Annotated in this window: 13 protein-coding genes and 1 pseudogene; 9 read left to right on the plus strand and 5 right to left on the minus strand. The window is 71.3% G+C overall.

Going from position 1 to position 18,293, the window contains the following annotated elements; translation table 11 throughout:
• Positions 1-150 precede the first annotated feature (150 nt).
• Positions 151-669, minus strand: a complete 519-nt coding sequence (locus ACFYW3_RS10895; protein ID WP_389386257.1) for a DUF4245 domain-containing protein — start codon at positions 667-669, stop codon at positions 151-153.
• A 250-nt stretch (positions 670-919) separates the two neighbouring features.
• Between ACFYW3_RS10895 and glpX the strand changes: the two genes are divergently transcribed.
• Complete coding sequence (glpX, locus tag ACFYW3_RS10900; protein ID WP_351763350.1) at positions 920-1,951, plus strand: class II fructose-bisphosphatase; 1,032 nt, start codon at positions 920-922, stop codon at positions 1,949-1,951.
• Positions 1,952-2,096: 145 nt separating this feature from the next.
• Here the strand turns inward: glpX and ACFYW3_RS10905 are convergent, their stop codons facing one another.
• Positions 2,097-2,495: a WhiB family transcriptional regulator gene (locus tag ACFYW3_RS10905; protein ID WP_389386100.1), complete on the minus strand. Its 399-nt coding sequence runs from the start codon at positions 2,493-2,495 to the stop codon at positions 2,097-2,099.
• A gap of 217 nt (positions 2,496-2,712) precedes the next feature.
• Positions 2,713-3,381: a DUF1707 domain-containing protein gene (locus ACFYW3_RS10910; RefSeq protein WP_351763352.1), complete on the minus strand. Its 669-nt coding sequence runs from the start codon at positions 3,379-3,381 to the stop codon at positions 2,713-2,715.
• A gap of 161 nt (positions 3,382-3,542) precedes the next feature.
• Here ACFYW3_RS10910 and ACFYW3_RS10915 point away from each other — a divergent pair, with 161 nt between their 5' ends.
• Positions 3,543-5,207, plus strand: a complete 1,665-nt coding sequence (locus ACFYW3_RS10915; RefSeq protein WP_389386101.1) for a fumarate hydratase — start codon at positions 3,543-3,545, stop codon at positions 5,205-5,207.
• Between the two features lie 308 nt (positions 5,208-5,515).
• A complete protein-coding gene (locus ACFYW3_RS10920; protein WP_389386102.1) occupies positions 5,516-6,277 on the plus strand; it encodes a glycerophosphodiester phosphodiesterase in 762 nt (253 codons plus the stop codon).
• A gap of 64 nt (positions 6,278-6,341) precedes the next feature.
• Here ACFYW3_RS10920 and ACFYW3_RS10925 read toward each other — a convergent pair whose 3' ends face one another.
• Positions 6,342-7,841: a ricin-type beta-trefoil lectin domain protein gene (locus ACFYW3_RS10925; protein ID WP_389386103.1), complete on the minus strand. Its 1,500-nt coding sequence runs from the start codon at positions 7,839-7,841 to the stop codon at positions 6,342-6,344.
• Positions 7,842-7,972: 131 nt separating this feature from the next.
• Between ACFYW3_RS10925 and ACFYW3_RS10930 the strand changes: the two genes are divergently transcribed.
• The 4 genes from ACFYW3_RS10930 (at position 7,973) to ACFYW3_RS10945 (ending at position 14,236) form a co-directional block, all read left to right on the plus strand.
• Positions 7,973-9,388: a class II fumarate hydratase gene (locus ACFYW3_RS10930; RefSeq protein ID WP_389386104.1), complete on the plus strand. Its 1,416-nt coding sequence runs from the start codon at positions 7,973-7,975 to the stop codon at positions 9,386-9,388.
• A gap of 103 nt (positions 9,389-9,491) precedes the next feature.
• Positions 9,492-10,211: a DUF402 domain-containing protein gene (locus ACFYW3_RS10935; RefSeq protein WP_351763358.1), complete on the plus strand. Its 720-nt coding sequence runs from the start codon at positions 9,492-9,494 to the stop codon at positions 10,209-10,211.
• A 252-nt stretch (positions 10,212-10,463) separates the two neighbouring features.
• Entirely contained in the window at positions 10,464-12,719 is a 2,256-nt protein-coding gene (locus ACFYW3_RS10940) for a SpoIIE family protein phosphatase (protein ID WP_389386105.1), read from the plus strand.
• A 50-nt stretch (positions 12,720-12,769) separates the two neighbouring features.
• The gene (locus ACFYW3_RS10945; RefSeq protein WP_351763772.1) at positions 12,770-14,236 is read left to right on the plus strand and encodes a catalase; all 1,467 of its coding nucleotides are present in this window, start codon (positions 12,770-12,772) and stop codon (positions 14,234-14,236) included.
• 86 nt (positions 14,237-14,322) lie between these two features.
• Here ACFYW3_RS10945 and ACFYW3_RS10950 read toward each other — a convergent pair whose 3' ends face one another.
• Entirely contained in the window at positions 14,323-16,620 is a 2,298-nt protein-coding gene (locus ACFYW3_RS10950) for a transglycosylase domain-containing protein (RefSeq protein ID WP_389386106.1), read from the minus strand.
• Positions 16,621-16,863: 243 nt separating this feature from the next.
• Here ACFYW3_RS10950 and ACFYW3_RS10955 point away from each other — a divergent pair, with 243 nt between their 5' ends.
• Positions 16,864-17,820, plus strand: coding sequence for an SPFH domain-containing protein (locus tag ACFYW3_RS10955; protein ID WP_389386107.1), 957 nt, complete (start codon positions 16,864-16,866; stop codon positions 17,818-17,820).
• A gap of 194 nt (positions 17,821-18,014) precedes the next feature.
• Positions 18,015-18,218: pseudogene (locus ACFYW3_RS10960) on the plus strand (AT hook motif protein); the annotation flags it as partial.
• Positions 18,219-18,293: the final 75 nt, after the last annotated feature.

Below are 18,293 nucleotides of genomic sequence, written 5' to 3' on the forward strand. Positions count from 1 at the left end.
CGCGGGCTGGGGCGCCGCGGCCCCGCCGCCCGCGGCGGGGGCGGCCCCCCCCCCGCCCCCCCCCCCCCCCCCCCGGGGGGGGGGGGGGCCCGCCCCCCCCCCCCCCCCCACGACCGCGTGCGTCACGGCACGGCACGGATCGGCCTGGACTCAACTCCCCTGCTTGAACTCCAGCGCCGACACCATCGCGCCGAGCCCGTCGAAGGAGGCCGTCCCGGTCACCACGGTCACGTATCCCTGCTCCTGGCGGACGAGGGCGTCGTACTTCTCGCCGTCCCACAGCTCCCAGGACCGGTCGCCGATCTGCCGGGTCTCCCCGGTGGCCTTCGCCTGCTGGGTCAGCTTGGCGAGGCGCTTGGCCGAGGTGTCGGTGCTCTGCTCCACGGCCACGTACTGCTTCTGCGGGTCCAGGAAGCCCAGGTGCCAGGCGTTGTCGTCCCTGCGGTCGAAGGTGACCGAGGTCGCGCGCCACTGCGCGGGGAGCCCCGCGGGCGCGGCGACCGGGTACGGCGCCGCGCGGCGGGCCGTGGCCGTCTCCACGCGGTAGTCGACCACCCGTGTCGGGTCGGCCTTCTCGTCGTGCGGGATGAACATGTATATCCCCGCGACGACGACACCGATCACCGCCAGCGATCGGACCATGTCCCAAACCGTCTGCTTGCCCTTCATGCCTGCCACGGCTCCATGGTCCCCCATCGCCCGGGGCGATCACCCCCGGGGTGGGTCGTGACACCCGCGTCGTGACACCCGCGCCGTGACAGCCGCCCGGCGGCCCCGTCGCCGCAAGGCGTCCGCTCAGGCCAAACGGCTGACCGATATTCCGCTCATTCGTGACCCGCTCTGCTCAATATGTCGACGTACCGATAGAGTTCCAGCACCCTCACATCCCGGCCGTCGTCGTACAGAAAGGTGCGCTCCGATGTCCGAGCACAACCTGCCGCCCCAGCTCGAAGTCTCTCCCGAAGCCCCCGACCGCAACCTCGCCCTGGAGCTCGTCCGGGTGACCGAGGCCGCAGCCATGGCCGCGGGCCGGTGGGTCGGCCGCGGTGACAAGCTCGGCGCGGACGGCGCCGCGGTCAACGCGATGCGGACCCTCATCTCCACCGTGTCGATGAACGGCGTCGTCGTCATCGGCGAGGGGGAGAAGGACGAAGCCCCCATGCTCTTCAACGGCGAGCGGGTCGGCGACGGCACCGGCGCCGAGGTCGACATCGCCGTCGACCCGATCGACGGCACCACCCTGAACGCCAAGGGCATGCCGAACGCCATCGCAGTCCTGGCCGCCGCCGACCGCGGCACCATGTTCGACCCGTCGGCCGTCTTCTACATGGAGAAGCTGGTCACGGGCCCCGAGGCCGCCGACTTCGTCGACATCAACGCCCCCGCCTCGGTGAACATCCGCCGCGTCGCCAAGGCCAAGCAGATGGCCGTCGAGGACGTCACCGTGGTCATCCTCGACCGCCCCCGACATGAGGGCATCGTCAAGGAGATCCGCGAGACCGGCGCGCGGATCAAGTTCATCTCCGACGGCGACGTCGCGGGCTCGGTCATGGCGGTGCGCGAGGGCACCGGCGTGGACCTGCTCCTCGGCATCGGCGGCACTCCCGAGGGCATCATCTCGGCGTGCGCCATCAAGTGCCTCGGCGGCACCATCCAGGGCAAGCTGTGGCCCAAGGACGAGGCGGAGCGCCAGAAGGCCATCGACGCGGGCCACGACCTGGACCGGGTCCTGCACACGAACGACCTGGTGTCCGGCGACAACGTCTTCTTCGTCGCCACCGGCATCACGGACGGCGAGCTGCTGCGCGGTGTCCACTACCGCTCGGCGACCGCGACCACGTCCTCGCTGGTCATGCGGTCCAAGTCGGGGACGATCCGCCAGATCGACTCCACCCACCGGCTGTCGAAGCTGCGCGCGTACAGCGCGATCGACTTCGACCGCGCCCAGTAGGAGCGGTCGGGCCGGCGCGACGGCGCGACGAGAGGGGCGGTCCCGTGTGCGGCGGGCCCGCCCCTCTCGCGTACGTGCGTGCCGGTGCCGGTTCGCCTCGTACGAGCTCTCGCGTTGCCCCGTACGAGCTCTCGCGCTCCGGGGCTCAGCCCGCGGCGGCGATCGCGTCGGCGCCGCTTCCGGGGCGCAGTTCGGCGGCCCGCCGGCGCCGGCGGGCCAGCACGACGCGCCGCTCGGCGGCGGTGAGTCCGCCCCAGACTCCGTAGGGCTCGGGCTGGAGCAGCGCGTGCTCCCGACAGGCGACCATCACGGGGCAGCGCGCGCAGACCCGCTTGGCGGCCTCCTCGCGGGCCAGACGGGCCGCGGTGGGCTCCTTGGAGGGCGCGAAGAACAGTCCCGCCTCGTCCCTGCGGCACACCGCCTCCGCGTGCCAGGGGCCGTCCTCTTCCCTTGCCGACACCCGCGGCCTCGGCACGACGGTCGGACGCGCCTGAAGACTCTTGACGGCGGCTACCTGCAGGGACTGATGCGGCGGATGCGGCACGGTCTACTCCTGACGACGTATACGCGAGCGAGAGACGATGCACCTGTCCCTACCCGCTGTACGCCCCCCTATGCACTGCGTGCCGCGCGTCGGCCGCTCCGGCGAAGTTCGACCGAAACGCGCCCCCCCGCACCACGCGCACGCCGGCCGAAGTCCGTTCACGGTCCGGTCGGAGGCCGCCCGCGTTCCGACCGGGGCTCCGCCGCCGGCCGTCCCGTCAGCGGTCGAGGCGCTTGCGCATCCGGTCCGCGAGGTCGACGAGACGGGCGCCGAGCTTGGGCCTGGCCTCGATGTTGGCCAGCAGCGCGAAGCCCCGGACGATCACCACGGGGGCCTGGGGGTCGGTCTCCCCGCGACTGCGGCCGTGCACCTCGAAGTTGCCGAGGACCCCGCTGCCGTACCCACGGAGCGTGACGTTCTCCGGCACCAGGACCTCGACGTTGCCGAGGACGGCGGTGACGTTGATCTCGGTGACCTGCTGCTCGAAGACGGCCTCGGTGAGGTCGATGGTGATGTCCCCGAAGACCGAGACGGCACGGGTGTGCGCGCCCGGGCGCCAACGGCCCCGGCGGGAGGAGCTGCTGAACACGGCGACGACCGTCTCGACCGGCCCGGACGCCGGCGCGGCGACGGGGGCGGCGCTCGCGGGGGCGGAGCCGGCGGCGGCGGGAAGGTCCCTCACGAGCACGTCCAGTTCCCCGACCGTCTTGACGGCGTAGAGGGTGTCCAGACGGTCGGAGTGCTCCTCGGCGGTCAGTCGACCCTCGGCCACGGCGTCGGCGAGGATCTGCGCGATCCGGTCCCGGTCGGCGTCGGAGGCGCGCAGCTCGGCGGCCGGGGCGGCAGCGGATGCGGCGGGGGCGGCGGTGTGCTTTTCCAGGTCCACGCGGACCAGCATAGCGAGACACGATAGATCGCGATACTCCCCGTCACCCGTCCAGTGAGCCTTACCTCACAAGCGCCGTCCGGGACGGAGGTCCTACGCTGGTAAGCCGCGCTGCCAATTGGTCGCCAGCGCCGTCTGCCGAGTGAGGAATGACTGCCGTCATGCCAGAGTTTGCGTACACCGACCTGTTGCCCCTGGGCGAGGACACCACCCCCTACCGGTTGGTGACGGCGGAGGGCGTCTCGACCTTCGAGGCCGACGGCCGTACGTTCCTCAAGGTCGAGCCGGAGGCGCTGCGCAAGCTCGCCGAAGAGGCGATCCACGACATCCAGCACTTCCTGCGTCCCGCGCACCTCGCGCAACTGCGCCGGATCATCGACGACCCCGAGGCCTCCGCGAACGACAAGTTCGTGGCGCTGGACCTGCTGAAGAACGCGAACATCGCGGCGGCCGGCGTCCTGCCGATGTGCCAGGACACGGGCACGGCGATCGTCATGGGCAAGCGCGGTCAGAACGTGCTCACCGAGGGCGGTGACGAGGCGGCCCTGTCGCGCGGCATCTACGACGCGTACACCCGCCTGAACCTGCGCTACTCGCAGATGGCCCCGCTCACCATGTGGGAGGAGAAGAACACCGGCTCGAACCTGCCCGCGCAGATCGAGCTGTACGCGACGGACGGCGGCGCGTACAAGTTCCTCTTCATGGCCAAGGGCGGCGGCAGCGCCAACAAGTCCTTCCTCTACCAGGAGACCAAGGCGGTCCTCAACGAGGCCTCCATGATGAAGTTCCTGGAGGAGAAGATCCGTTCGCTGGGCACGGCGGCCTGCCCGCCCTACCACCTGGCGATCGTGGTCGGCGGCACGTCGGCGGAGCACGCGCTCAAGACGGCGAAGTACGCCTCCGCGCACTACCTGGACGAGCTGCCGCGCGAGGGTTCCCCGCTGGGCCACGGCTTCCGTGACGAGGCCCTGGAGCAGCAGGTCTTCGAGCTGACCCAGAAGATCGGCATCGGCGCGCAGTTCGGCGGCAAGTACTTCTGCCACGACGTGCGCGTGGTGCGCCTCCCGCGCCACGGCGCCTCGCTGCCCGTGGCCATCGCCGTGTCCTGCTCCGCCGACCGGCAGGCCACCGCGAAGATCACCGCCGAGGGGGTCTTCCTGGAGCGGTTGGAGACGGACCCGGCGCGCTTCCTGCCCGAGACGACGGACGAGCACCTCGACGACGCGGCGGACGTGGTGTCGATCGACCTGAACCGGCCGATGGACGAGATCCTGGCGACGCTGACCCGGCACCCGGTCAAGACCCGCCTGTCCCTGACCGGACCGCTGGTCGTGGCGCGCGACATCGCGCACGCCAAGATCAAGGAGCTGCTGGACACCGGCGCGGAGATGCCGCAGTACCTGAAGGACCACCCGGTCTACTACGCCGGCCCCGCGAAGACCCCCGAGGGCTACGCCTCCGGCTCCTTCGGCCCGACCACAGCCGGCCGCATGGACTCCTACGTGGAGCAGTTCCAGGCGGCGGGCGGCTCCAAGGTCATGCTGGCCAAGGGCAACCGCTCGCAGCAGGTGACGGACGCCTGTGGCACGCACGGCGGCTTCTACCTGGGTTCGATCGGCGGCCCGGCGGCGCGGCTGGCCCAGGACTGCATCAAGAAGGTCGAGGTCCTGGAGTACGAGGAGCTCGGCATGGAGGCGGTCTGGCGGATCGAGGTCGAGGACTTCCCGGCGTTCATCGTCGTGGACGACAAGGGCAACGACTTCTTCCAGAACCCGGCCCCGGAGCCGACGTTCACCCACATCCCGGTGCGCGGTCCGGGTCTGTGACACACCGGTCCGCCACATGCCCCGTCACGTGCCCCGCACCGTGACGCGCACCGGTTCGTGACGCCCCGTGAGGGCCCTTCCGCCGATCGGCGGAGGGGCCCTCACGCGTGTCCGCCGACCGCGGAAGGGAGCCTGGGCGCCCGGGGGCCCGCGCACGGCCCCCTGCCCCCTCGCCGCGGTCGTGCGGGCATGTTCGACGTCACTCCCGCGCCGCCGGCGCCGATCAGGCCCTGAGCCGGCGCGTCCGGTTAACGTCGGGGTGACAGGGACGCACCGCTCCGTTCACCCCGGTTCGCAAGGATCTCCGCATGACCGCGACACCCTCGCCCCGCGCCGTCCGTGTGATCGCCCACCGCGGGGCCTCCCACGAGCACCCCGAGCACACCCTGGCCGCCTACCGGCAGGCCGTCGAGGACGGGGCGGACGCGCTCGAATGCGATGTCCGGCTCACCGCCGACCACCGGCTGGTCTGTGTGCACGACCGGCGCGTGGAGCGGACCTCCGACGGGCGCGGGGTGGTCTCCGCGATGACGTACGAGGAGCTGCTCGCCCTCGACTTCGGGGCGTGGAAGGGGGCCGGGCACTCGGGCGCCCGGGTGCTGCTCTTCGAGGACCTGTTGCGGGAGGCTCTGGCGGCGCCGCGGCCGGTCGGGCTCGCCGTCGAGACGAAGCACCCGTCGCGCGCGGGCGGCCGGCTGGAGGCCGAGCTGGTGCGGATGCTCCGGGAGTACGGGTTGGCCGACGGGTCCGCCGGCCGCGTCGAGGTGATGAGCTTCTCCCGCACCGCGCTGACCCGGCTGCACCGGCTGGCCCCGGGGCTGCCCGCCGTGTACCTGATGGAACGCCGGCTGCGACCGGTGCGCCCGCCGTACGCCACGCACGCGGGCCCGGGCATCGAGCTGGTGCGCCGCTCCCCGTGGCTGGTGGGGCGGTTGAAGGCGAAGGGGTTGTCGGTGCGGGTGTGGACCGTGGACGAGCCGGAGGACGTGGAGCTGTGCGTGCGGCTCGGCGTGGACACGCTCATCACCAACCGGCCGCGGGACGTGCGCAAGCTGCTGCGGGACATGTGACACCCGGCCGGCGCGCGCCGGCCGGGTGTCAGGGTGAGCGGGGTGGGGCGGTGGTGCGGGGCGGTTACGCGAAGCGCTGGTTCGCCGAGCCGTCGCAGGCCCGCAGGCGCAGTTGCTCGTGGGCGGCGGCCACGGTCAGGCACATCCCGGGCGCGGCCGCGGGGCGCAGGGTGGCGCCGTCGCGGAGGAACTGCTGGTTGGCGCCGCCGTGGCAGTTCCACAGGATCAGGCCGGTGCCGTTGCCGTAGTTGCCGCCCGGGGCGTCGACGCAGCGGTCCTGGGTCAGCTCGACGTGGAGGGCCTTGCGGGCGGTGTCGTACCACCAGCCCTGGTTGCGGCCGCCGTGGCAGTCCCAGGCCACCACCTTGGTGTTGTTGGCGCTCGCGCCGCCGTTGGAGTCCAGGCAGTTGCCGGTCGCCTCGTTCCTCAGCGGCTTGTACAGGTCGTCCCAGGCTCCTGCCTGGAGGACCGGGGTGCCGGTGCTCGCGGGGTCGGCGCAGGAGGCCTCGCGCAGGCCCGAGGTGTAGAGCTGGGTCAGGCAGGAGGCGAAGGCGCCGTGACCGCGGTAGTTGGGGTGGAAGGACTGTCGGGCGGTGTTCTCGTCCCACGGGAAGTGGTCCCCGAGGTCGAGGTAGAGGCCGCGGGCCCAGGCGTCCTCCATGCACACCTCGTGGCCGTGGAAGAGGCGGGAGTTGTCCAGGTAGGTGGCGCCGGAGGCGAGGGCGGCGGCGCGCATGCCCTTCTCGAAGGCGGGTACCGCGTGATTGCGGCCCCAGGTGGCGTCGGAGTCGTAGCCGGCGCAGCCGCCGGGGAGCTTGCCGGGGAAGTTCGGGTTGTCGTTGAAGTCGGGGCCGATCGGGCTGGGGTAGCCCATCACGACGAGCTTGTAGTCGGTGTCGGCGTAGCCCGCGTCCCGCATGACCGTCTTGAGGTCGGCGACGGTGGCCTCCACCTTGGGCTTCAGGCCGTCGACGCGCGCCTGCCAGCCGGGGCCGTACTTGGGTTCGCAGGCGCCCTGGATCAGCACCCAGCGGGTGACGCAGTCGGTCATGACGGGGCCGAACTGGAGGTCGTCGTTGGCCCCCGCGACCAGCAGCACCATTTTGATCTTCGTGTTGCGGGCCTTGACGGCGAGGTTGTCGCTCTGCACGAGTTCGTCGGCGTACTGCTTGCTGCCGCCGATCCTGATGTTTCCCGTGTAGCCGCCGGAGCAGGCGACGTTGAAGGTCAGGTCGGCGGGGATGCCGGTGCGGTGGATCGCGGAGTCCGGCGAGCGGTGGCACTGGTTGTTCGGGGTGTTGGTCGCGGGGTCGTAGCCGCCGACGCCCTCGCCCGAGATCTCGCTGTCGCCGAGCGAGATCAGGCCGGTCTTGCGCTCCGCGAGCGGGCGGATGGCAGAGTCACCGTAGATCTTGGTCGCCTCGGCGGCCCGGATCGCCTCCAGTTCGGGCGAGAGAGGGGTGACGGCGGCGGCGGGCGCCGCCTGGGCCAGGGGGGTGACGGCGCCGACGCCGCCGAGGGCGGCCGCCATCGCCGCGACCGCGACGACGGTAGATCTGAGCATGGGTCTGGTACGCGCACGTGCCATGAACGCCTCCCCGAGATCGGTGTTACCCCCGGTATTTACTGGCCGGTAGATGACTTGGGAACAGTTCGAACAAGACAATTGCTCAACTTTTTGAGGAGGCCATGGAAATGACAGAGGACCAGCAGGCCGCAGGAACACCCGGCGCGTTCCGGATCGAGCACGACTCCATGGGCGAGGTACGGGTCCCCGCCCACGCGAAGTGGCGGGCCCAGACCCAGCGCGCGGTGGAGAACTTCCCGATCTCGGGACAGCGCCTGGAACACGCCCACATCGCCGCACTCGCCCGGATCAAGGCCGCCGCCGCCGTGGTGAACGCCCGGCTCGGGGTCCTGGACGCGGACGTGGCCGAGGCCGTCCGGTCCGCCGCCGAGGAGGTCACCGACGGGCGCTGGGACGAGCACTTCCCGGTGGACGTCTTCCAGACCGGATCCGGCACCTCGTCGAACATGAACGCCAACGAGGTGATCGCCACCCTCGCCGGCGAACGCCTCGGCCGCCCGGTCCACCCGAACGACCACGTCAACGCCTCGCAGAGCTCCAACGACGTGTTCCCGTCCTCCATCCACATCGCCGCGACCGCCGCCGTCATCGGTGAGCTGATCCCGTCCCTGGAGCACCTCGCCGACGCGATGGAGCGCAAGTCCGCCGAGTTCGTCGCGGTGGTCAAGGCCGGCCGCACCCACCTGATGGACGCCACCCCGGTCACGCTCGGCCAGGAGTTCGGCGGATACGCCGTCCAGATCCGCTACGGCATCGAGCGGTTGCGCGCCGCGCTGCCGCGACTGGCCGAACTCCCCCTGGGCGGAACGGCCGTGGGCACCGGCATCAACACGCCGCCCGGGTTCTCCGCAGCCGTGATCGCGGAGGTGGCCGAGGCGACCGGACTGCCGCTGACCGAGGCGCGGGACCACTTCGAGGCCCAGGGCGCCCGGGACGCGCTGGTCGAGACGTCCGGAATGCTCCGCACGATCGCGGTCTCGCTCACCAAGATCTCCAACGATCTGCGCTGGATGGCCTCCGGACCGCGCACGGGATTGGCCGAAATCAATCTCCCGGATCTGCAACCGGGGTCCTCGATCATGCCCGGAAAGGTCAATCCGGTGATCCCGGAGGCCGTCCTCATGGTCGCCGCACAGGTGATGGGCAACGACACCGCGGTCGCCGTCGCGGGCGCCGCCGGCAATTTCGAGCTCAACGTGATGCTCCCGGTGATGGCCCGGAACCTGCTCGAATCGATCCGCCTGCTCGGCAACGCGAGCCGGCTGCTCGCCGACCGGACGGTGGACGGGATCACCGCCAACTCCGAGCGGGCCAGGGAGTACGCCGAATCCTCGCCCTCGGTGGTGACCCCCCTCAACCGCTACATCGGCTACGAGGAGGCGGCCAAGGTGGCGAAGCGGTCGCTGGCGGAACGGAAGACGATCAGGGAGGTCGTGCTGGACGAGGGCTACGTCGAACGCGGCGCGCTGACCCTCGCCCAACTGGACGAGGCGCTGGACGTCCTGCGGATGACCCGGCCCTGAAATCGCCCCCCGCCGGGGGCCGGATTCGGTCGTTTCCCGTCCCCGGGCACCTCCGTGACCTGCGTCGCGTCACGCGTACGGACCTCAGCCCTAAGATCTGCGCATGACAGGTATCGGAGGCCGCCGGGGCGGCGTGGCGCGCGGCGGGACGCACGACGGGGCCCGGGGCTCGCACTGGGCGCCCGGCGAGCAGATCCTCTGGCGCTACCGCGACCACGCCCCGGGGCCTGCGGGTCGGGTCCACATCTGTCGGCCCGTGACGGTGGTGCGGGACACCGAGGAGTTGCTGGCCGTGTGGATGGCCCCCGGCACCGAGTGCGTGAAGCCGGTGCTGGCCGACGGCACCTCGATCCACGCGGAGCCCCTCGCCACCCGGTACACGGCACCGCGCACCACCGCCCGGTCGCACTGGTCCGGCACCGGGGTGCTGAAGTTGGCCCGCCCCGGGGACCCGTGGTCGGTGTGGCTGTTCTGGGAGCAGGGCTGGCGCTTCAAGAACTGGTACGTGAACCTGGAGGAACCGCGGACCCGCTGGGCCGGCGGGGTGGACTCCGTGGACCATTTCCTGGACATCGCCGTGGCCCCGGATCGCAGTTGGAAGTGGCTGGACGAGGACGAGTTCGCACAGGCCCGGCGGATCGGACTGATGGCTCCCGAGCGGGCGCGCGAGGTGGAGGCTGCCGGCCTGGCGGCCGTGGAGCTCATCAAGGAATGGGGGGCGCCGTTCTCCTCCGGATGGGAGAAGTGGAGGCCGGATCCGGCCTGGAAGGTGCCGGTTCTCCCCGGGGACTGGGACCGCACCCCGGCGCATATGACCTCATGAGACCCTTGATGCGCCCCCGGGGTTCAACCGTAGGATCGTCCTCCGCCGGGTCGTCTGCGGCGTTGCCGCCAGGCTGTACATCCGTAATTGACGTGCCGTACACGGGACTTGACCGGAGATCAACGCTGGGCGAGAGGTAACGAGCGGGACGCGGAACCGCGGGGCGGTGGTGCCCCTGCCGCTGAGCGGGTATACCGCGACTGACCGATTGAGTGCAGCGCACATCGAGCGCAAACGGACGGAATTCCACGCGTGACGGAGTACCCCACCTCCCAGGAGGGCCCGCAGCCCGTCGCCTCCGGCGGAGGTACGGACGATGCCGGCCACGGCAAGGCCGCCGTCGCGGCCACCGAGGCCGTACGCACGCATGCGCAAGGTCCGGGTTCGGAGCGCGGTGCCCCCGCGTCCGCCTCGGCCGGCGAACTTCCCCGGCCGCGCACCGCGGCCGCCTCACCGGCGGACGGGCCGGCCGGCGGGGAGCCGGGTCAGGGCGGCGCCCGGACCCGGGACGGCGAGGCCGCCCGCAACGCGGCCGCCGGTGAGGCGGCGCAGGTCCGCGCGCCCGCTCCTCCCCGCCCCCGGGGCGCGGAGGAGCGGACCACGCACGGCGCCCGGCCGGGCAGCCGCCCCGAGCCCACCGCCCCGACCGGCGACCTCGACGGCACACCGGCCGACGAGGTCCAGGTGGACGGTGTGGGCGGCGGCGCGGGCCGGCACGGCGGCGGCCCGATCGCCGGAGCGGAAACCGGCACGGCCCGCAGGGAGGGCGACCGGCTGCGCTTCGTCGGCGCGGCCACCCGCCGGATCGCGCGGGGCATCGACCTCGACGAGATCGTGCTGGGCCTGTGCCGGGCCACCGTGCCGACCTTCTCGGACGCGATCCTCGTCTACCTGCGCGACCCGCTGCCGGTGGGCGACGAGCGCCCCGTCGGACCGGTCGTTTTAAGGCTCCGGCGCACCGACCGGCTCCGGCCGCTCGACGATCTGACCGGGGGCGATCCCGCCGGGGCCGCGGGGGCCGCCGGCGAGCTCGACTTCAGCCAGATGACGCTGGTCGGCCCGCAGGGCGACCTGCCGGCGGCCGAGTTGTGCGAGATCCGGCCGGGCGGGGCGCTCGCCGAGGTGCTGCGCGGCGTACGGCCCGTCTTCGGATCGGCCGCAGGAGCCAAGGACGCGCTCCCGGAGCTGTTGGGGGCCGACCATCCCGTCCCGCGCGGTCAGCGGGCCATCCTGGCCCCGCTGCGGGGCCGCCGGCGCGTGATCGGCGCGGCGGTGTTCCTGCGCACCCCCGACCGGCCCGCCTTCGAGACGAACGACCTGCTGGTCGCCGCCCAACTGGCGACCCACACCGCGCTCGGCATCGACAAGGCGGTGTTGTACGGCCGTGAGGCGTACATCGCCGACGAGCTCCAGCGCACCATGCTCCCGGACAGCCTCCCCCAGCCCACCGGGGTCCGGCTGGCCTCCCGCTACCTGCCCGCCGCCGAGACGGCCCGGGTCGGCGGCGACTGGTACGACGCCATACCGCTGCCCGGCAGCCGGGTCGCGCTGGTCGTCGGCGACGTCATGGGCCATTCCATGACCTCCGCCGCGATCATGGGTCAGCTGCGCACCACGGCGCAGACCCTGGCGCAACTCGACCTGCCGCCCGCCGAGGTCCTGCACCACCTGGACGAGCAGGCGCAGCGGCTCGGCTCCGACCGGATGGCGACCTGCCTGTACGCGGTCTACGACCCCGTCTCGCACCGGATCACCATCGCCAACGCCGGCCACCCGCCGCCCGTGCTGCTCCACCTGGGCGGTCGCGCCGAGGTGCTGCGGGTGCCGCCGGGCGCCCCGATCGGCGTGGGCGGCGTGGACTTCGAGGCCGTGGAGCTGGACGCCCCGGCCGGGGCCACCCTGCTGCTGTACACCGACGGGCTGGTCGAGTCCCGGCTGCGCGACGTGTGGACGGGCATCGAGCAGCTCCGCGAGCGGCTGGCGACGACCGCCCAGCTCACGGGCCTGGACCACCCGCCGCCGCTGGAGGCCCTGTGCGACGACGTCCTGGACATGCTCGGCCCGGGCGACCGGGACGACGACATCGCGCTGCTCGCGGCCCGTTTCGAGGGGATCGCGCCCAGTGACGTCGCGTACTGGTTCCTGGACCCGGAGGAGACCGCGCCGGGTCGGGCCCGCCGCTTCGCCCGCCGGGCGCTGACCCGGTGGGGTCTGGAGGAGCTGAGCGATTCGCTGGAGCTGCTGGTCAGCGAGGTGGTCACCAATGCCGTGCGGTACGCCGAGCGGCCGGTGACCCTGCGCCTGCTGCGTACGGACGTGCTGCGCTGCGAGGTCGGCGACGACTCCCCGCAGTTGCCGCGCCAGCGCCGGGCCCGGGACACCGACGAGGGCGGTCGGGGCCTGTTCCTGGTCAACCGGATGGCCCGCCGCTGGGGTGCGACGCGGCTGAGCAGTGGAAAGGTGGTGTGGTTCGAGCTCCCGTTGCCGGGGGCGCATGATCGGCGTTGACTGGGCAGGTGAATGCGTGCGACCCAACCGACCCCTACGGGAGGACGCTCGTGACCCAGGACGCGCAGAGGATTCCGTACACGACGAACAACGTCGGGATTCCGGTGGAGAGCGACGAGCACTCGCTCACCGTGAGCCCGGACGGCCCGATCCTGCTCCAGGACCACTACCTGATCGAGAAGATGGCCCAGTTCAATCGGGAACGGGTCCCCGAGCGGGTGGTTCACGCCAAGGGCGCGGGCGCGTACGGCGTCTTCCAGGTGACCAACGACGTCAGCCAGTTCACCAAGGCCGACGTCTTCCAACCGGGCCGCAGGACCGAGATGCTGGCCCGCTTCTCGACCGTCGCGGGTGAGCAGGGCTCCCCCGACACCTGGCGGGACCCGCGCGGTTTCGCCCTGAAGTTCTACACCGAGCACGGCAACTACGACATGGTCGGCAACAACACCCCGGTGTTCTTCGTCCGTGACCCGAGCAAGTTCCAGGACTTCATCCGCTCGCAGAAGCGCCGGCCGGACAACGGTCTGCGCGACCACGACATGCAGTGGGACTTCTGGACCCTGTCCCCGGAGTCCGCGCACCAGGTGGCCATCCTGATGGGCGACCGGGGCATCCCGAGGAACTACCGCACGATGGACGGCTTCAGCTCGCACACCTACTTGTGGGTGAACGCGGGCGGCGAGAAGTTCTGGGTGAAGTACCACTTCAAGACGGACCAGGGCAACGAGTTCCTGACGCAGGCGGAGGCGGACCGGCTGGCGGGCGAGGACCCCGACTACCACCGGCGGGACCTCTTCGACGCGATCGCCGGCGGCAACGCGCCGACGTGGACGATGCACGTCCAGGTCATGCCCTTCGAGGACGCCCCGGGCTACCGGTTCAACCCGTTCGACCTGACCAAGGTGTGGCCGCACGGCGACTACCCGCTGATCGAGGTCGGTCGGATGACGCTGGACAAGAACCCGGACGACTACTTCATCCACGTCGAGCAGGCGGCCTTCGAGCCGTCGAACCTGGTCCCGGGCATCGGCCCGTCGCCCGACAAGATGCTGCTCGGCCGGCTGTTCTCGTACCCGGACACGCACCGCTACCGGATCGGGGCGAACTACACCCAGCTCCCGCCGAACCGGGCCCGGTCGCTGGTCTCCTCGTACGCCAAGGACGGCGCGATGCGCTTCGAGGCGTCGGCGGCGGCGCGCCCGTACGCCCCGAACTCGTACGGCGGCCCGGCCGCGGACACGGCCCGCTTCGGGGAGCCGGCGGGCTGGGCGACGTCCGGCGAGATGGTCCGCGAGGCGTACACGCCACGCTCCGAGGACGACGACTGGGGCCAGCCGGGCACGATGGTGCGGGAGGTCTTCGACGACGCGGCGCGCGAGCGCCTCGTCTCGAACGTCGCCGGGCACCTGCTGGACGGGGTGAGTCCCCCGGTGCTGGAGCGCGCCCTGCAGTACTGGCGCACCATCGACAAGGCGACCGGCGACCGGATCGCGGCGAAGGTCGGGGCCGGCGGCTGAGGCCCCGCGCCCGATCCGTACGACACAGGACCGCCCCGCGGCGTGCTCGCCGCGGGGCGGTCCTGTGTCGTGGGCGCCGGCTGCCCCTACTCCTGCGGGTCGGGAGCCGGCGGGAAGAGCGGGGACCTGGTCGGGTCCGGGCTCTTCGTCGGGTTCGACTTCGTCGGATCGGGAGAGTCCGACGGCTTCGTGGTGCTCTTGGTCGGATCCGGCTTGTGCGAGCTCGTCGACGGCTTCGGCGAGGTGGAGCCCTTGCTGGGGGTGGTGGTCGGGGAGCTGGACGACTGGCTCGGCGTGATGGACGGGGAGCTGGTGCGCGGCGGGACTTCCACCGTGCCCATCTCCGCGTCCGGCAGGCTGAACTCGTCGGTGCTCTGGCCCTTGAGCGCGGCCAGCGTGTAGGCGCGCCAGATCTCGGCCGGGAAGCTGGAGCCGCCCGCGCGGCCCTTGCCGGCGGTGCCGGTCAGGGTGACCTGCTTGTGGCTGCCGGGCTCCTCGCCGAACATCGCGACGACGGTGACCAGCTCCGGGGTGTACCCGGTGAACCAGGCGGCGACGTTGGACTCGGTGGTGCCGGTCTTGCCCGCGGCTTCGTAGGCGGAGCTCTTGACCACTTCGCCGGAGCCGTCGTTGACCACGCCGGTGAGCACCTTGGTGACGGTGTCGGCGGTCTTGCGGGTGAGGACCTGGCTGCCGACCGCGCCGGCCGGCTTGAAGTCGGAGTCCTTGTGCTCGGCCGACTTCACGATGGTCGGGGTGATCTTCTTGCCGTGGTTGCCGAGGGTGGCGTAGACGCCGGCCATCTCGACGGTGTTGGCGCTCATGGTGCCGAGCGACATGGCGGGCTTGTCGGCGGGCCAGCCGTCGCGGTCGACCATGCCGAGGGCCAGCGCCTGCTTCTTCACCTTCTCCGGCTTGGTGTCCACGATCATCTGGGCGTAGACGGAGTTGACGGAGGCGTTGGTGGCCTTCTGGACCGTGAGCAGCGGGTCGCCGTAGTCGCGCTCGTCCTGGTTCTGCGGGGCGAACGGGATGTCGCTGCCGACGACGGGGCGCTTGCTGGTGCCGTCGTACAGGGCGTTCGGGGTGATCTCCTTGCCGTCCTGCGTCCGCGCGCCGGTCTCCAGGGCCGTCGCGAGCACGATCGGCTTGAAGGTCGAGCCGGGCTGGAAGTCGGTGCGCAGGGCGTTGCTCTCGTACTTCTCGGAGAGGCCCGTGCCGCCGTACATGGCCACGATCGCGCCGGTCTTGGCGTCCACCGAGGTGGCGCCGGCCTGGACGCTCTGGTCCTGGGGGCGGCTCTTGGTGTCCTTGCGGTCGAGCTTGGACTCCAGCTCGTCGGCGACCGCCTTCTCCATCGCGGCCTGCTTCTTCTTGTCGATGTTCAGCCGGATCGTCCAGCCGCCCGCCGCGATGGCGCCCTCGTCGATGCCCTGGCGGTCGAGTTCCTTCTTGGCCGCCTCGACGAAGTAGCCCTTCTGGCCGTCCATGCCCGGGGCCGGCTTGGGCTTGATGGGCTCCTGGAACTTCATGGTCTTGCGCTTGGCCGCGTCCAGCTTGCCCATCTCGACCATGTTGTCGAGGACGGCGTTGAAGCGGATCATGACCAGTCGCTTGCCGTTGGGTCCGGCGGTCGCCCAGTCGTACTGGCTGGGGGCCTGGATGACGGCGGCGAGGTAGGCGCCCTGCTCCAGCGTCAGCTTGTCGGTGTCGACGCCGTAGTAGGCCTGTGCCGCGGCCTGGATGCCGTAGGCGTTGCGGCCGTAGAAGTTGGTGTTCAGGTAGCCGGCGAGGATCTCGTCCTTCTTCATGCGCTGGTCGACCTTCAGAGCGATGATCAGCTCTCGGGCCTTGCGCGTCGCCGACTGGTCCTGGGTGAGGTAGTAGTTCTTGACGTACTGCTGGGTGATCGTCGAGCCGCCGGCCTTGCCCTTGCCGGTGACCGTGTTGAACAGGCCTCGGGCGACACCCATCACGTCGACGCCCTGGTCCTTGTAGAAGGACTTGTTCTCGATGGCTATGAAGGCGGTGCGCACCTGCTCCGGGATCTTGTCGATCCCGACGATCTCGCGGTTCGTCTTGCCCGTGCGGGTCATGATCGAGCCGTCGGAGTACTCGTAGGTGTTGCTCTGGAGTTCGGCCTGCTCGTTGGCCTTGTCCGGCGGTTCCACCTTGAAGTAGAGGATGACGAGGCCGCCCATCATGAGCAGGATCATCCCGAAGAAGTACCCGAGGATCTTCTTCCAGGTGAAGAAGCGGCGTATGCCGGAGGGCTTGCCCGCCGGCTTTCGGCCCGACTTGCCCGCGCGCCCGTTGGAGCGCCCGCTCGGCGCTTTCCGCGCTCCGCGCTGCTGCTGCGCCCGTCGCGCTTCTGCTCGGCCCATCGCTCCCGCTCCGCTCGATTACCCCCCCGACGTCAGCTCAGAAAACTAACACCGCAGGCTGTGACAAAGGTCGACTAACCCTGATCAATACCGGTCAATTCGGACGTGACAATCAGCACCCACGCCAATGGAACCGACGCACATAAGACCGCAAGGGTTGCGGTGTGCGCAAAAAGTGATATCACTTTGCTAGGCGTTCCGGTCGAACAGGTCCGGACACGGCATGACAAACGGGGGCATTACATGAGCAGCACTTCGGCGTCTCCCGACACCGGGAACACCACCGACACCACCCGTTCGACGACCGCATCCGCAATCCCCACAAGGGAGTTCGCGGCGCGCAGCGTCGGCGGCGGAGCGGCCCTGCTGTTCGGACTGCTCGGACTCCCCGCCGGGGCCGGCCTCATCGCGGTCGGCGCGATCGTCGCCGCGACGGCGGCCAAGGCCGTACTGATCACGCTCGGCGTGCTGCTGATCCCCGCCTCGATCATCCTCATGTGCGGGCTGAACACGGTGGCCCCGGGCGACGCCCGGGTCGTCCAGCTCTTCGGCCGCTACCGGGGGACCATCCGGGCCGACGGGCTGCGCTGGGTCAACCCGCTGACCTCCCGCAGGAAGATCTCCACCCGGGTCCGCAACCACGAGACGGCCGTCCTGAAGGTGAACGACGCGTACGGCAACCCGATCGAGCTGGCGGCGGTCGTGGTGTGGCGGGTGGAGGACACCGCGCGCGCCGTCTTCGAGGTCGAGGACTTCACGGAGTTCGTGGAGACGCAGACCGAGGCCGCGGTCCGGCACATCGCGATCGAGTACCCCTACGACTCGCACGACGAGGGCGGGCTGTCGCTGCGCGGCAACGCCGAGGAGATCACCGAGGAACTCGCGGTGGAACTGGCGACCCGGGTCGAGGCGGCGGGCGTGCACATCATCGAGTCCCGGTTCACGCATCTCGCGTACGCTCCGGAGATCGCCTCCGCGATGCTCCAGCGCCAGCAGGCGGGCGCCGTCGTCGCGGCCCGAAAGCAGATCGTCGAGGGCGCGGTGGGCATGGTGGAACTCGCCCTGACCCGCCTGGCCGAGGAGGACATCGTGGACCTGGACCCGGAACGCAAGGCCTCCATGGTCTCCAACCTGATGGTCGTGCTGTGCGGTGATCGCGCGGCGCAGCCCGTCATCAACACGGGCACCCTCTACCAGTGAGCCCCATCCGCGGCACGCACCCCGACCCCGGCACCGGGCCCGGCGGAGAGCCCGGCCGCCGACCCGGCACCCGGCCCGCCGCGCAGCCCGGCACTCCGTCCGGCGGGGCGACGGCCGGGGGCTCCGACAGCAGGTCCGGCGGGGCGTCCGACGCCCCGCCGGCGCGGGGCGCCGACCGCACGGCGCGGGCCGCGCGCCAGGCCCGCAAGCAGGTCCTGCTGCGGCTGGACCCGCAGGTGTACGACGCGCTCGCGCGCTGGGCCGGCGAGGAGCTGCGCAGTGCCAACGCGCAGATCGAGTTCCTGCTCCGACGGGCCCTGGCCGACTCCGGCCGGCTGCCCGGCGGGGCGGCGCCGATCCCGCCGCGCGGCCGCCCCCGCACCTCCTCCGATTCCTGATCCCCGATTCCCGATCCCGATTCCTGATCCCCGACTCGGACAAGACTCTCCCCACCGAACCCGTCCCGATCAGGC

Source organism: Streptomyces sp. NPDC002602 (assembly GCF_042889445.1).
Taxonomy (GTDB): domain Bacteria; phylum Actinomycetota; class Actinomycetes; order Streptomycetales; family Streptomycetaceae; genus Streptomyces.

What these genes read in the sequence shown, in the direction of transcription:
- ACFYW3_RS10955 (WP_389386107.1), top strand. Translation starts at nt 16,864, where the DNA reads ATGAGCAGCACTTCGGCGTCTCCCGACACCGGGAACACCACCGACACC.
- ACFYW3_RS10895 (WP_389386257.1), bottom strand. Translation starts at nt 669, where the DNA reads ATGAAGGGCAAGCAGACGGTTTGGGACATGGTCCGATCGCTGGCGGTG.
- ACFYW3_RS10925 (WP_389386103.1), bottom strand. Translation starts at nt 7,841, where the DNA reads ATGCTCAGATCTACCGTCGTCGCGGTCGCGGCGATGGCGGCCGCCCTC.
- glpX (WP_351763350.1), top strand. Translation starts at nt 920, where the DNA reads ATGTCCGAGCACAACCTGCCGCCCCAGCTCGAAGTCTCTCCCGAAGCC.
- ACFYW3_RS10930 (WP_389386104.1), top strand. Translation starts at nt 7,973, where the DNA reads ATGACAGAGGACCAGCAGGCCGCAGGAACACCCGGCGCGTTCCGGATC.
- ACFYW3_RS10935 (WP_351763358.1), top strand. Translation starts at nt 9,492, where the DNA reads ATGACAGGTATCGGAGGCCGCCGGGGCGGCGTGGCGCGCGGCGGGACG.
- ACFYW3_RS10920 (WP_389386102.1), top strand. Translation starts at nt 5,516, where the DNA reads ATGACCGCGACACCCTCGCCCCGCGCCGTCCGTGTGATCGCCCACCGC.
- ACFYW3_RS10950 (WP_389386106.1), bottom strand. Translation starts at nt 16,620, where the DNA reads ATGGGCCGAGCAGAAGCGCGACGGGCGCAGCAGCAGCGCGGAGCGCGG.
- ACFYW3_RS10915 (WP_389386101.1), top strand. Translation starts at nt 3,543, where the DNA reads ATGCCAGAGTTTGCGTACACCGACCTGTTGCCCCTGGGCGAGGACACC.